The 13,178-nt window shown below is 37.0% G+C and carries 12 protein-coding genes; 3 read left to right on the forward strand and 9 right to left on the reverse strand.

The genetic code is table 11. The annotated features are described in order from the left end of the window. Positions 1-71: 71 nt before the first annotated feature. Positions 72-734, reverse strand: a complete 663-nt coding sequence (locus D017_RS10425; RefSeq protein WP_035336398.1) for a hypothetical protein — start codon at positions 732-734, stop codon at positions 72-74. After that, positions 727-1,989: a DUF1343 domain-containing protein gene (locus D017_RS10430; protein WP_035336399.1), complete on the reverse strand. Its 1,263-nt coding sequence runs from the start codon at positions 1,987-1,989 to the stop codon at positions 727-729. Before D017_RS10430 ends, D017_RS10425 begins: the two co-directional genes overlap by 8 nt. Here D017_RS10430 and D017_RS10435 point away from each other — a divergent pair, their 5' ends adjacent. Further along, entirely contained in the window at positions 1,990-3,222 is a 1,233-nt protein-coding gene (locus tag D017_RS10435; protein ID WP_035336401.1) for an FtsX-like permease family protein, read from the forward strand. 13 nt (positions 3,223-3,235) lie between these two features. Here D017_RS10435 and D017_RS10440 read toward each other — a convergent pair whose 3' ends face one another. The 4 genes from D017_RS10440 to D017_RS10455 are packed head-to-tail and all read right to left on the reverse strand — an operon-like array spanning position 3,236 to position 6,896. Then, a complete protein-coding gene (locus tag D017_RS10440) occupies positions 3,236-3,733 on the reverse strand; it encodes a hypothetical protein (RefSeq protein ID WP_035336403.1) in 498 nt (165 codons plus the stop codon). Positions 3,734-3,782: 49 nt separating this feature from the next. Next, positions 3,783-5,402, reverse strand: a complete 1,620-nt coding sequence (locus tag D017_RS10445) for a M1 family metallopeptidase (RefSeq protein WP_035336405.1) — start codon at positions 5,400-5,402, stop codon at positions 3,783-3,785. A 47-nt stretch (positions 5,403-5,449) separates the two neighbouring features. Further along, positions 5,450-5,989 carry a DsrE family protein gene (locus D017_RS10450; protein ID WP_051583874.1) on the reverse strand — a complete coding sequence of 180 codons (540 nt, stop codon included), beginning with the start codon at positions 5,987-5,989 and terminating at the stop codon, positions 5,450-5,452. Position 5,990: 1 nt separating this feature from the next. After that, entirely contained in the window at positions 5,991-6,896 is a 906-nt protein-coding gene (locus D017_RS10455) for a Brp/Blh family beta-carotene 15,15'-dioxygenase (protein WP_035336409.1), read from the reverse strand. 114 nt (positions 6,897-7,010) lie between these two features. On the opposite strand from D017_RS10455, the gene D017_RS10460 reads away from it, so the two are divergent. After that, entirely contained in the window at positions 7,011-7,751 is a 741-nt protein-coding gene (locus D017_RS10460) for a bacteriorhodopsin-like (RefSeq protein ID WP_035336410.1), read from the forward strand. A gap of 220 nt (positions 7,752-7,971) precedes the next feature. On the opposite strand, the gene D017_RS10465 is transcribed toward D017_RS10460, so the two are convergent. The 3 genes from D017_RS10465 to D017_RS10475 all read right to left on the reverse strand — a co-directional run bounded on the left by D017_RS10465 (position 7,972) and on the right by D017_RS10475 (position 10,683). Continuing rightward, positions 7,972-8,322, reverse strand: coding sequence for a hypothetical protein (locus D017_RS10465; protein ID WP_035336413.1), 351 nt, complete (start codon positions 8,320-8,322; stop codon positions 7,972-7,974). A 121-nt stretch (positions 8,323-8,443) separates the two neighbouring features. After that, positions 8,444-10,018 carry a GMC family oxidoreductase gene (locus D017_RS10470; RefSeq protein WP_035336414.1) on the reverse strand — a complete coding sequence of 525 codons (1,575 nt, stop codon included), beginning with the start codon at positions 10,016-10,018 and terminating at the stop codon, positions 8,444-8,446. Between the two features lie 254 nt (positions 10,019-10,272). Then, positions 10,273-10,683: a DUF4293 domain-containing protein gene (locus D017_RS10475; protein ID WP_035336415.1), complete on the reverse strand. Its 411-nt coding sequence runs from the start codon at positions 10,681-10,683 to the stop codon at positions 10,273-10,275. Positions 10,684-10,886: 203 nt separating this feature from the next. Between D017_RS10475 and rho the strand changes: the two genes are divergently transcribed. Next, on the forward strand, positions 10,887-12,632 hold the full coding sequence (gene rho / locus D017_RS10480) for a transcription termination factor Rho (protein ID WP_035336417.1): 1,746 nt from the start codon (positions 10,887-10,889) through the stop codon (positions 12,630-12,632). Positions 12,633-13,178 lie beyond the last annotated feature (546 nt).

Raw genomic sequence — 13,178 nt, forward strand, 5'->3', positions numbered from 1 at the left:
AAGATATTTATTATTAACTGAAAGTTTGTGAGTAGCCATTATCACTGGCCTTAGAGGGAAATCTGTAATTTTTAACCTATCATGTTGATTAACAATGCGATATCGTTGTAGATGCGAGTGTATGTCTCTTTGCGGGTTCTATAACCTAGAAAAGAGGAACAATATATTAAGGTTTCTAGTTCAGTTATATTATATAAGTCATCAATCTTCTCAAAATGAGATGCGTCTGGCACTCGTTGTTCTAATGTGTAACCAATCCACTCTTGAGAAAAGAATGTCGCTCCTTTTCTATTAAAAAGTAAGATTAGTTCGGGTGAAACATGCTCAATAACCTCTCTGGTGATTTTTAATTGGCTTTTTAAGAAGTTGCGGCCTTTCTCATCTTTAAGGAAATATTCTATTTGTTTTTGCTCTGTATGACGCTGATAAAATAAATCACAGTAGGTAATTCCCAATCCCTCAAGGCCTTTAAGTAATGTGGAGAATTTTTTAAAATAACGATCAGAACTTAAGTGGTCATAGTTGTAGCTATATCCATTACTCCCTACAAAATCATTTCTTAGAGAGGGATTAATACCCATTACTAGTATTTTGGCTGTAGGGTTTACTTCGGAGAATACAAATCCTTCTTCAGCTATAGCTAGTTGCTCTGCCGTTATAGACTGACTTTTAAATTGAGTGAAAACCTGTTCAATTTTCGCTTTAAGCGCACTATTAAAAGAATCGTTATTCATACATAAGGTACTGCTTACGTATGTTTTTAAAGTTTTCTATATCCTTTATCCAGTCACGTTTAATCTCTTTGAAGTTATATCCATCTTGGATTTGCTGCTGTAGTTTTTTATTTCCAGCATGAAGTGTAAAACTAGCAGTTTTAAAGAAGTTCTTCTTATCAGCGCTTGCAGTGTAAGCCTCTATGAGCCACTCTAGATTAACGTGATTCATGTACTCTTGTGTGCGCAAGTCTACACCATAGCACAGCTGCCCATTATGTTTAGGGTTTTTTGACCCAAAATTAGGCTCTGGAGTGTAAGAGTATGCAAAGTTGCTAGGTGAAAAATCTGGAGCGCCAAAGATTTGAAACTGCATTTCTGTTCCTCTTCCCGCATTAATGGTAGTTCCTTCAAAGAAGCCTAGGCTAGGGTAGAGGTTAATACTTTTATCGTTAGGAAGGTTAGGAGATGGGCGGGTAGGTAGTGAGTACGGCGTAGAGTATGTCCAGTTTTTTAACGGTATTACTGTAAGGTCACACTGCATGCTGCCTTTAAGCCAGCCCTCACCATTCACCATCATAGCATATTCTCCTATAGTCATACCGTATACTAAGGGTACTTCATGCATCCCTAAAAAACTTGAGTGCTCCTTTTCCAGCGTAGGACCGTCTATATAATGAGCATTAGGATTTGGTCTATCTAGCACAATCACGGGAATTTCTTTTTCGGCAGCGGCTTCCATCACGTAGGTGAGTGTAGAAATATAGGTGTAAAATCGAACACCCACATCTTGTATGTCAAAGAGGATTATATCGAGACCTTCTAATTGCTCCTGGCTAGGCTTTTTATTTTTACCATAAAGGGAAATAATATCGAGTCCAGTTTTTGGATCTTTTCCATCTTTTACTTGCTCCCCAGCATCTACATCACCGCGAAACCCATGTTCTGGTGAGAAAACACGTGCTATATCAATTCCGCTTGAGACAAGAGAATCTACGAGATGTGTACTTTCCTTTTCGGTGTGCGGAGTACTTTTAAATATGAGTCCGCTTTTGTTTGTGACTACACCTATCTTTTTACCTTTTAATAATGGTAAGTATAAGGATGTTCTGTTTGCGCCTGTAATAATGTTTTTCTGAGGTAAAGTTTCCTTTATGAGTGGTTGAGTATTAGATTCCGCTTTCGCGAAAGCGTTACTATCTCCACCACTATTTGCACAAGAAATTAAGAGTGTGAGCGTTAAAAAAAGGGTATTTTTGAAGAAAATGAGACGCATTTGAATTTAGAGTATTTTATAGCCAAACGCCTAAGTAGCGCGACATCGTATAAAAGTAGTGCTTCCAGTACGATAATTAAAATTGCTATCGTAGCAATTGCGATTGGTATGGTGATGATGCTTATATCTATTGCTACAGGATTAGGACTCCAGCGAGAAATTAGACAAAAAGTATCTGCTTTTTCTGGAGATATTGTGGTGTCAAATTTTGACGGAAATAACAGTGAAGAAACTCCAAATCCAATTTCTATAAATCAAGATTTTTACCCAGATTTTAATGCAGTACCAGAGGTAACACATGTGCAGGCAATTACTGTAAAAGCGGGTGTAATAAGGACTGCCGAGACCTTTGAAGGAGTAATTTACAAAGGTCTAGGTGACGATTATGACTGGAATCGTATAGAGGAATACATAGTTGAGGGGAGAAAACCAGCACTTACGGGAGCGCTTAATAATGAGACTATCTTTAGTACTTATCTTGCAAATCGCTTAGGCTTTAAAGTAGGCGATAAAGCAATCATACAATTTGTAAATAAAGATAACACGCGTTTTAGACCAAGGGCTTTAGAGATTGTAGGGCTTTATGAAAGTGCATATCAAGAATTTGATAAAGTGTACATCATGGGTGATCGTCGTCACCTCGCTCGCATAAATAACTGGGAGAAAGACGAGGTAGGGGCTTTTGAGGTTTTTGTAGATGATTTTGATAACCTAGAGGCACTTAATAATAAAGTGTATGAAAATTCTGGTTCTACGTTGAGGTCTATCTCTGTGATACAGAGTAATTACAATATTTTTGAATGGATTAAATTATTCGACTTCAATATCATTTTGATTATTGTTATCATGATATTGATTGCAGGTATTAATATGATTGTGGCGTTGCTTGTACTAGTACTGGAGCGTACAAAAATGATAGGCGTGCTTAAGGCGCTCGGAGCGTCAGACTGGAGTGTACGTAAGATTTTTATCTATAATGCCATGTATCTTATAGGCCTTGGACTCTTCTGGGGTAATCTAATAGGTCTAGGAATTCTGTATGCTCAGAAAATATTTGGATTTGTGAAGTTAGACCCATCTACTTATTATGTGAGTGAGGCGCCAGTGCTCATAGACTTCTGGCATATTCTCTCTCTTAATGTAGGCGTGTTTGTGGTGTGTGTACTTATACTCCTTATACCATCTTACATCATAACAAAAATAAGCCCGGTAAAGGCAATACGTTTTGAGTAAGTAGTAATAGCGTTTAGTTAGATTGAAACCCTTGTTCCCATTCGCTATTAATTATAGTTGCTCCGTAGACGAGCTTGTGGCCAAAGGTCCAGGCAGCCATTGTAAAGTCTTCTTTAATGATGGAAGGTTCCATACGCCATTCCTCGTTGTTATTAGGTTTACCCATTAGCGATTCGGCAAGGGATCGTACGGTGCTCATGTCTTTATATGCAATGGAGATAGCATATAATAACGGCTCTTTATCTTTTGTAAATAAATAGCTATACGATGTAATAGAGCTATCACTTACAGCTTCCATATATTCTATTTTAAACTCCGACTCTTTATCTAAGCGTGTCGCTTTGGGAGCCTTTTTTTTAAACTTTTTTAGAGTCATGCCTAGATATAGCTGCTTCTTTTTAAGTTCTTTTGGGAAGTGTTGTTGCTGTTTTCCTTTTGAAAATTCATCTAAGCTCACTGAAGGCGCAGTAATGAATAAGCATAAGAAGAGTAAACTCCATTTTAATAGCATGTGATAGGTGGTTGCTCATTATAAAGCAACATTGTGTTGTTGTGACTAATTATCGTTTTCTTGTATGTATGTAGAAATCCGCTGGAATACTTAAATCATTTATTTTCTTAGGCATTTTAAGCTCTTGCCACTGATCTGTAGGCTTTATTGACTTTGTTTTACCATTTATCGTTATAGAAAGTGGCATAGAGAAATCGCTTATCACATTTGTGTAGCGATAACTCAGTTTCTTTTTATTCACTTTATATTCAAAGGTTGGGATATTTACCGTTCTTAGGTATTGGTCAAATATAGGAGCAAGATTTTTATTCAGTTTTCTAGACATAAAATCTTCTACCATTGCGCTTGTAGTGGTTTTATGGTAAAACTCTTTATTAAGTCCACGTAAAGTCTCTCGCCACAGCTCATCGTTATCTACAATGGTGCGTATGGTGTGTAGCATATTTGCACCTTTATAGTACATATCGCCACTTCCAGAACGATTTACATCGTAAGTACCTATGATAGGTCTATCATTTCTAATGTTTTTACGCAGTCCAATTACGTACTCACTAGCAGCATCTTTTCCAAAATGATAATCTAGATAAAGATTTTCTGAGTAATTAGTAAAGCTCTCGTGAATCCACATATCTGCAACATCTTTATTTGTAATGTTGTTTGCAAACCATTCGTGACCAGATTCATGTATGATTATAAAGTCAAATTTAAGTCCTTGTCCTGTGCCAGATAAATCTCTTCCTAAATAGCCATTTGCAAACTTGTTTCCGTAAGTTACAGAGCTTTGATGTTCCATCCCTAAGTATGGAGCTTGCACGAGTTTAAAACTATCCTCATAAAATGGATAAGGACCAAACCAATGTTCAAAAGCTTCCATCATCATAGGGGCTTGTGTAAACTGAGCTCTCGCTTTTTCCTCATCTTCACGAAGCACCCAGTAGCTCATATCCAGTGGTCCTTTCTCTCCTTTATATACCTCTGAGAAGTTTACATAATCTCCTATATTAAGGTTAACTCCGTAATTATTTATAGGATTTCTTACTGCCCAGTGATATGTTTTTGAAGATGCTGTGCTGTCTATGCCCACGAGTCGTCCATTAGATACATCTACTAGATCTTTAGGAACGGTAACATGCATGTCTAAACTATCTACCTCGTCTGCTGGGTGATCACGATTAGGCCACCAGACACTAGATCCTATTCCTTGATTAGAAGAGGCAATGAAATGTTTTCCATTAGTGTCTTGTTGCCAAGTAATACCGCCGTCCCATGGTGGGTTTACGGCTATTTGCGGCTTTCCTTCAAAACTTAAACTTATACTTTTTATAGTTCCTTCTGGTTGAGGGTCTTCTAGTTGTATAAAATGAGCAGCACCTTCAGAGCGTACATCAAGAGAGTGTCCATCTTGCATTACAGCAGTGAGTTCCATAGGGGCTTGAAGATCTATTTGTAACTCGGTCACGCCTTCTTCTAGCACCCGATAGGTCATTATATTAGTGCCTATTAAAGATTTTGATTCTGGCATCACCGTGACAGAAAGATCATAGTGAACAAGATCCCACCAGGCTCGTTGTGGAGTGATTGATCCTCGAAGGCTATCTTGACGAGTAACTTCTTGAGAAAATACAGATAATGTGATAAAAGAAAATACTAATGTAAAGAGTAAGCGCATGTGGGTGTAATTATCTAATGGTTTAGATTTATGAAAGCAAAATATCTTTAAAAGGCGATGAGCGTGTATCCTTCCATTTGCGATTGACTTAAAACCGTCATTGCTGAAAGTCCTACGTCTATCATTTCTAGTCTTCGTTCTTTAGTGATATTGCGCGCTCCAGCAGTTTGACCACAAAGTATGAGTGATACGTTTGCTTCTTTCAATGCTTTTAGTAACTCAATGTTCGGATTATTTACGCCAAATTTTTCTTTGTATAATTCATTAGTGAGCATACCATAAGCTGCTTGTCCATGAATAGCGGCACGTATATTCATATTTGCTACAGGAACACCTGCTTTTTCTTGCATGTTGAGAAAGCGCGCCATAGTCTCAATATATGGATTACGCTGGCTTGGATTTTCAGGTGCCTTTGCTACATCAAACACTACTTTGAAAATAGCGCTAGTATCTGTTTTAAAATCAGGGGTGTCTACCTCATAGGTTTTACCAAAATCCTTTATCACATTTCCAGAAGTTGATACAGGTTGTTGTGCATACGCTTTCGCGAAAGCGAGACTTAAAACAAGTAAGAAAGTATATTTCATGTTAATGATTTTTAGTGTTATTGTTTTTCTTTTTGAACATCAATGATATTATCAATGAATGTGGAAATGTAACTGCGGCGATAAAGGAAAAGAAAATTGCAAAGAAAAGCACACTTTCCTGAAGCCAAAAGTAGCTTAAACCAATACCTATAATTGAAATAATCCAATAAGGCAGTGCATTTTTTATATAAAACCAAATGGTTTGATTTGTAAATCTACCGTATATAAAGTGTATTTGTTCAAAAAGAGATGGAAGACTATGCCACAATACGAAGTATATAGTAAAACCCCAGATGAGAGATGACATTTTGAAGATTACAATAAGCAAGCCTAAAAAGAAGAGTTCTTTTAATACTAGTTTTTTAAAACTATCACTTTTAAAAGTTAGTATGGCTCCTGTTATGATAAATACTGTGAGCACAATGTATAAGGTGTATAAGAGAAATAAATGAGGAAAAGTTACTCCAGTAATTGCCAAGACAATATCCTCCACTTGCTGCTCATTAAAATAGAATAATATCATGAGTATAAGCGCACCATAACTGAGTTGTAGTATAGCAGATAATAACTTGTGTTGTGCATCAACTTTAGACTCCCAATGTTGCTCGCCAAAATGATATGCACTAAAAAGAACAAATAAGATTACAGTAATAGAGGGTATGGTATAAAATGCAATAAATGTAAGTAGCACTGTAAGTACATAAAAGAAGAGCGATTTAATGAAGCTCCGTTTTTTCTCTTTAGTAAATAACTTCTTTATTAATAATAAATCATTTGAGCCGTGAATAATTCCAAAAGTTAGAATGAGTAAAAAACCCAAAACCAATTCAGCTTTAGTAGAAAATAGTGTGGCAACCCATAATCCTGCAAAACTGCCTATAATTGTGATATTATGAATTTTTGTCATTAATGATTTTTGTATTGATAATTTTAAGTAAAAAATTATGAGAAAATAATTATTTATTTGTTTAACATTATTTAAATTTACTTAAACAAATGTTTAATTAAAAATATCAATGCTATGAAATTTTTATTACAATTACTATTACTTGCCGACCCTACAAAACTAGATCCAAGTGATTATGTAGGATTTACATTTTTTGTGGGTGCGATGGCTATGATGGCAGCTTCTGCTTTCTTTTTTCTATCCCTCAACCAATTTAACAAGAAGTGGCGAACCTCAGTGCTGGTTTCCGGATTAATTACGTTTATTGCTGCAGTGCACTACTGGTACATGCGAGATTATTGGTTTGCTATTCAAGAGTCTCCTACCTTTTTTAGATACGTAGACTGGGTACTTACCGTTCCATTAATGTGCGTTGAATTCTACTTAATACTAAAAGTAGCTGGTGCAAAACCTGCACTTATGTGGAAACTAATTGTGTTTTCTGTAATTATGCTCGTAACAGGGTACTTTGGAGAAGCTGTATTTCAAGATCAAGCAGCATTATGGGGAGCTATCTCTGGAGCCGCATATTTCTATATCGTGTATGAAATCTGGTTAGGAAGCGCAAAGAAAATAGCTGTAGCCGCAGGTGGAGATATTCTCAAAGCACATAAAATATTATGCTGGTTTGTACTTGTAGGTTGGGCGATTTATCCACTAGGATATATGTTAGGTACAGACGGATGGTATACGAGCATCTTAGGAAAAGGAAGCGTAGATATCGCTTATAATATTGCAGATGCTATCAATAAGATAGGATTTGGACTAGTGATTTATGCACTAGCTGTTAAGAAGAATGAAGTTGAGGTTGTTTAAGTTTGATTAGTAAAAGGTGAAAACACTCAATTGGAAAACGCAACCAGTAATGGTTGCGTTTTTTTATGTTTACTCAATTATTAGATTGTATAGTGGGTTAATAACGCTTTCGCGAAAATAATCTAGTTGACTAAATAGTAAGCAAAACTTTATGTGTCATCATTTATGCATTCATCTCTAATGATGGAGTTCTATATGTTGAGATATTTACAACTAAATTTTACTCTTCCTCTTCTTGAAAAGTCTCTCTTGATAATAATTTGCTAGAAACCTTATATGTTCCAGCATACGTAAGACCAGCCTGACTCTTTCTAGAAGTTAAAAATGCTTTTTTATACCACTTGGCATCTGTAGCTTTCTTTCTGAAGTCCTCGTGCTTGAATACTTTATAAGAACTTCCATTGTGCCATGATTCCACGGTAAAGACACCTAAACCAAAGTGCTCTGCACGTTGAAGTACAATCTCAAAATCTGCTTCAGAGAACTGGTAAGAGTCATCTGCCTCAGATTCTTTGTTGAGATTAGTCAAACCATTAAATAAGTGCTGTTCTAAAAATTCTGTTTTTTCCATAGTGGCGGTGAAGGTACTGTTTAAAAGGGAAAAGTATCACTTTTTTGTTAGCACGAAGATGATTTTTAACGCTTACGGCATTTAAAAATGTTTAAGGTAGGCCCTCAAAGTACACTTTGTTTTATTGCTTGTTTGGTATACGATGCATCGCTCTTTCTGCAATAGCCGTAATGGTAAGTGAAGGATTCACACCAGGATTTGCCGAAATCATAGAGCCATCAACCACAAGCATGTTTTTATAGCCAAAAACGTTGTTGTCTTTATCGATTACTCCATGCTCTGCGTTTTCTCCCATAACTGCACCACCTAGTATGTGGGCTGTAGATGGTATTCCAGCCAGTGTCTCTAAAGCAAAAGAGGTACTTACACCTTTTATAGCCTTACTGTATGATTTAACAAGCGCTATAGATTCGGGTATAAATGGAGTAGGAGCCTTTCCAGAACTTACCGTAGATGTCATCTTACCAAATATATTTCTTTTAAAGCGCAATGTGCTGTCTAGCGTTTGCATGAATAATAAAACAACAGTGTTCTTTGCCCAGCCATTAGTAATGTAGATTTTAAAATAATCTTTAGGGCTTTTAATTAATTTGATAGCTGTTTTAAAAAGGCGTGAGAATATATTAGAGCCCGTAACATATGGTAAGTGAGCGAGCTTCCAAGCGTTAGAGCCTTCTCCATATCTACATATTTCTAGATGGCTATTTTCATCGGTATCGAGTATGCTTCCTATGGCAACTCCTTTTGAGAGGTTTTTGTCTTTCTCAAGTGTAGAGACACTTATAAGTGTTTCATTATTACTTCGTATGTCTTTTCCAAGATGATCTGAAAGCTGAGGTAGGGATTTGGTTTTTAAGTGTAATAAAAGCTTTACCGTCCCTAGTACACCACCAGAAAAGATAACGCCTTTGGTCGTTATTTTTTGACGTTTGCCCAGAATGCGAGTACTTCTTTTTATAGAGACCTCGTAGCCTAGAGCACTATTATTTTTATCTAATGGTTGTACGTCATAGACTTCATTTTCGGCAAGTATGGTAGCTCCTTGTTTTTGAGCAAGATATAGGTAGTTCTTGTCTAGTGTGTTTTTTGCATTATGGCGACAACCGGTCATACATGCACCACAAAAATTACACCCAGCACGATCTGGACCTTTTCCATTAAAATATGGGTCTTTAACGGTTTTATTAGGCACTCCAAAAAAGACTGCCACCCGCGTAGGATTGAACTTTTGTGCGATATTTAAATCATTTGCTACGGCTTTAAGCGCTTTATCTCCATCATATAAGGACGGATTTTGAGCAGCGCCTAGCATTCTCAACGCTTCCTTATAGTATGGTTTTAGGTCGTCTTCCCAGTCATTAAGCGACTTCCAGCTTCCAGAGTTAAAGAAGGTGCTTTTAGGAGTGGGCAACGTATTAGCATAAACTAGTGAGCCGCCGCCCACTCCTGTTCCAGAGATAATGGCAATGTGCTTGAATATGGACAGTTTCATAATCCCAAAAAACCGCAGGTAGGGCATCCAGAGCCATTTTCTTAGATTCCAGTTGGTTTTAGGAAAATCGGTTGCTTTGTACCATTTTCCTTTTTCAACCACGAGTACTTTATATCCTTTTTGAGAAAGACGAAGGGCACTTACAGAGCCACCAAAACCGCTACCTACTATGATATAATCGTATGCTAAGTCTTTTTGATTCATAAGGTTTTGATGTGTGCAAGGTTATTTGTCCTATAATTTACTAAACTTCATGATAACGGATGGTTGTAACTAGTTCAATCAATACCCTCGTCTGCTGCAAAATTTAATACATTTTGAGTAAAAATATAGAAGTGTAGCCTATTTCTATTTAAAAGATTATTGTTCTCGGGTTCAAATTTTCGCGCAAGCATAAAAAAAAAGCCTCTCAAATAAATGAGAGGCTTTACGCACTAATAAAACTTAAGATTATAGGCTTATCGTAATCTATCAACAGATTTTACGAGATCTTCATCGCGCTTGATTGCCTTGTTTGCCAAGACGAGTAAAACGATAGAAACAAGCGGAATGATCATCCCAATACCTTTCTCAAGAACCGCCGTTCCTCCAGATAAGATTTGTGATCGATATACCAAAATACCTAATAATGCAAAGTTTAATAAGATATTGAGACGCCCTAAGACGAATTGGTTCTTTCTATTATTCCATAAAAATATGGAAATAAATGAGAATACAGCACTAAGACTAAAAAGTGTTATGTAAGAAATATCATCTGTTGCCCATACAGCTTCTCCATTCACATCAGAATAAAGGCTAAAGGCATATGGCAATCCTAGTGAAACTAAGGCTGCTAGTAAAAGATAAATAGTTTGTATACGTTGTATCACGTGCTTCTCATTTTAAACTACGGTAAAAATAAGTCTCATTTTGTGATATTGCTAAGAAAACTTTAAAAATAAAATTGTATCATTGTCTTGTAATTATGTAAAAGGCTCTCCGCTTGTTACTTAATTATCTAATTTTTTTTAGTATCAAATTCTTCTTTTGGTACGCAATAATCACCCGATTAATAATTTACCCACATTACTAGATGTTTGATATTTCAGAATTAAAAGCAAAGAAGCTTCCCGAGCTTCAAGAGATTGCAAAAGGGATTAATGTTCCTAAATACAGATCATTAAAAAAGCTAGACCTTGTTTATAGAATACTTGATTTACAAGCGGCCGACCCAAAAAAAATTGAAGCAGTAGTACCTAAAGCAAAAGAAACAGTGGCTAAAACTCCAGCTGCTAAAACTGAGCGCAAACCTCGTACTCCTCGTCCAGCAAAAGCTGCAAAAGACACTAAGGATGCGCCATCATCAACAACTAAAGACGCCAAAGACGTTAAAGATGCTCCCGTAAAAGGAAAATCTCCTGCAAAAAAGGAAGCACCTGTAAAAAGAGAACCTCAAGCAAAAAAGGAAGCTGTAAAACGCGAACCTGCAAAAGGGAAAGGTGGAGATGATACAAAGTCACCACAAAAACGAGATAATCAGAAAGATACTCGTAATAACGACAAGCGCTCAAATAACGATCGTCAAAACAACGATAAGCGCAATTCTCGTGATAACAATCGTAATTCTCGTAACAACTCTCAGCGTAATAATCGCAACCAGAAAGACGGCAATTCACACGGAAATAAAGATAATCGCAACCGCTATCGCGAGCCAGATTATGAATTTGAAGGCATTATAGAAAGTGAAGGAGTTCTAGACATTATGCAAGACGGCTACGGCTTCTTACGTAGTTCTGACTATAACTACCTAGCTTCTCCAGATGATATTTATGTGTCACAATCACAAATAAGACTTTTTGGTCTTAAAACGGGTGATACTGTCCTAGGTGTAATACGCCCTCCTAAAGAAGGAGAGAAGTATTTTCCACTTATTAAAGTAAGTAAGATTAATGGCTTAAACCCTAACATCGTTAGAGATCGCGTTTCTTTTGAGCACTTAACGCCATTATTCCCTACAGAAAAATTTAACCTAGCAAATCGTCAAGCAAGTATATCAACTCGTGTAATGGACATGTTTGCACCTATAGGAAAAGGTCAACGTGGTATGATTGTATCACAACCTAAGACGGGTAAAACCATGTTGCTTAAGGATGTTGCAAATGCTATCGCAGCAAACCACCCAGAGGTGTATCAAATAGTACTTCTTATAGATGAACGTCCAGAAGAAGTTACAGACATGCAGCGCAATGTAAATGGAGAGGTTGTAGCCTCTACATTTGATAAAGAAGCGCATGAACACGTAAAAGTGGCAAATATTGTCCTTGAGAAAGCAAAGCGTCTTGTAGAGTGTGGTCACGATGTAGTGATACTTCTAGACTCTATCACTCGTCTTGCACGTGCGTATAACACTGTGCAACCAGCATCTGGAAAGATTCTTTCTGGAGGTGTAGATGCAAATGCATTACACAAGCCTAAGCGTTTCTTTGGAGCAGCTCGTAATATTGAAGGAGGTGGATCACTTACTATTCTTGCTACAGCACTTACAGATACAGGTTCAAAAATGGACGAAGTAATCTTTGAGGAATTCAAGGGTACAGGTAACATGGAGCTACAGTTGGATCGCAATATTGCAAATCGCCGTATTTTCCCAGCGATTGATCTTACGTCTTCATCTACACGTCGTGATGACTTACTACACAGTAAAGATATTACGCAACGTCTATGGGTATTGCGTAAATACCTTGCAGATATGAACCCTGTAGAAGCAATGGAATTTATGAGTGACCGTATCAAGAGCACAAAAAACAATGAGGAATTCTTGATCTCAATGAATCAATAAGCATCCTCTTTTTAGTATATCAAAAACCCTCTCAATAGGATTGAGAGGGCTTTTTTATGTCTAATATTTTTTTGTAGAAGCACTCGCGTGTTTTACCCTTACAAAAGTAGTTTCCCGCTTTACATTACAATTCCTCGTTACGCTATCGCTACACTTCGGGATTTTCATTTAAGTTTTTAATGTGTAGTTGGAGCGCTCACGTTTTGCTTCCTTACAAGAGTAGTTTCCCGCTTTGCATTACAATTCCTCGTTTCGCTATCGCTACACTGCGGGATTTTCATTGCAATCGGGGCTAGCAGCTAATGCAAGTGTTAATCTGCAAAAGCTCAATTTTATGCGCACTTAAAATCCTTACGTATAAAAAAAGCTCACCCTTCAGAGCTGGGGGAACATTAAAAAGAAAAAAGCTCGCCCTTTAGGGTCGGGGAAAAGCTTTTCGGAATCAAAAGCTGCTCCTTCATTACAATTTCTAGCTACACTGCGGGATTTTCATTGCAATCGGGGCTAGCAGCTAATGCAAGTGTTAATCTGCAAAAGCTCAATTTT

This window comes from Dokdonia sp. PRO95, from assembly GCF_000355805.1.
GTDB lineage: Bacteria > Bacteroidota > Bacteroidia > Flavobacteriales > Flavobacteriaceae > Dokdonia.

Excerpts from the sequence above, each read along its gene's own strand:
- D017_RS10450 (WP_051583874.1), bottom strand. The coding sequence starts at position 5,989 with ATGAAATATACTTTCTTACTTGTTTTAAGTCTCGCTTTCGCGAAAGCG.
- rho (WP_035336417.1), top strand. The coding sequence starts at position 10,887 with ATGTTTGATATTTCAGAATTAAAAGCAAAGAAGCTTCCCGAGCTTCAA.
- D017_RS10465 (WP_035336413.1), bottom strand. The coding sequence starts at position 8,322 with ATGGAAAAAACAGAATTTTTAGAACAGCACTTATTTAATGGTTTGACT.
- D017_RS10440 (WP_035336403.1), bottom strand. The coding sequence starts at position 3,733 with ATGCTATTAAAATGGAGTTTACTCTTCTTATGCTTATTCATTACTGCG.
- D017_RS10445 (WP_035336405.1), bottom strand. The coding sequence starts at position 5,402 with ATGCGCTTACTCTTTACATTAGTATTTTCTTTTATCACATTATCTGTA.
- D017_RS10460 (WP_035336410.1), top strand. The coding sequence starts at position 7,011 with ATGAAATTTTTATTACAATTACTATTACTTGCCGACCCTACAAAACTA.
- D017_RS10430 (WP_035336399.1), bottom strand. The coding sequence starts at position 1,989 with ATGCGTCTCATTTTCTTCAAAAATACCCTTTTTTTAACGCTCACACTC.
- D017_RS10425 (WP_035336398.1), bottom strand. The coding sequence starts at position 734 with ATGAATAACGATTCTTTTAATAGTGCGCTTAAAGCGAAAATTGAACAG.
- D017_RS10470 (WP_035336414.1), bottom strand. The coding sequence starts at position 10,018 with ATGAATCAAAAAGACTTAGCATACGATTATATCATAGTAGGTAGCGGT.
- D017_RS10455 (WP_035336409.1), bottom strand. The coding sequence starts at position 6,896 with ATGACAAAAATTCATAATATCACAATTATAGGCAGTTTTGCAGGATTA.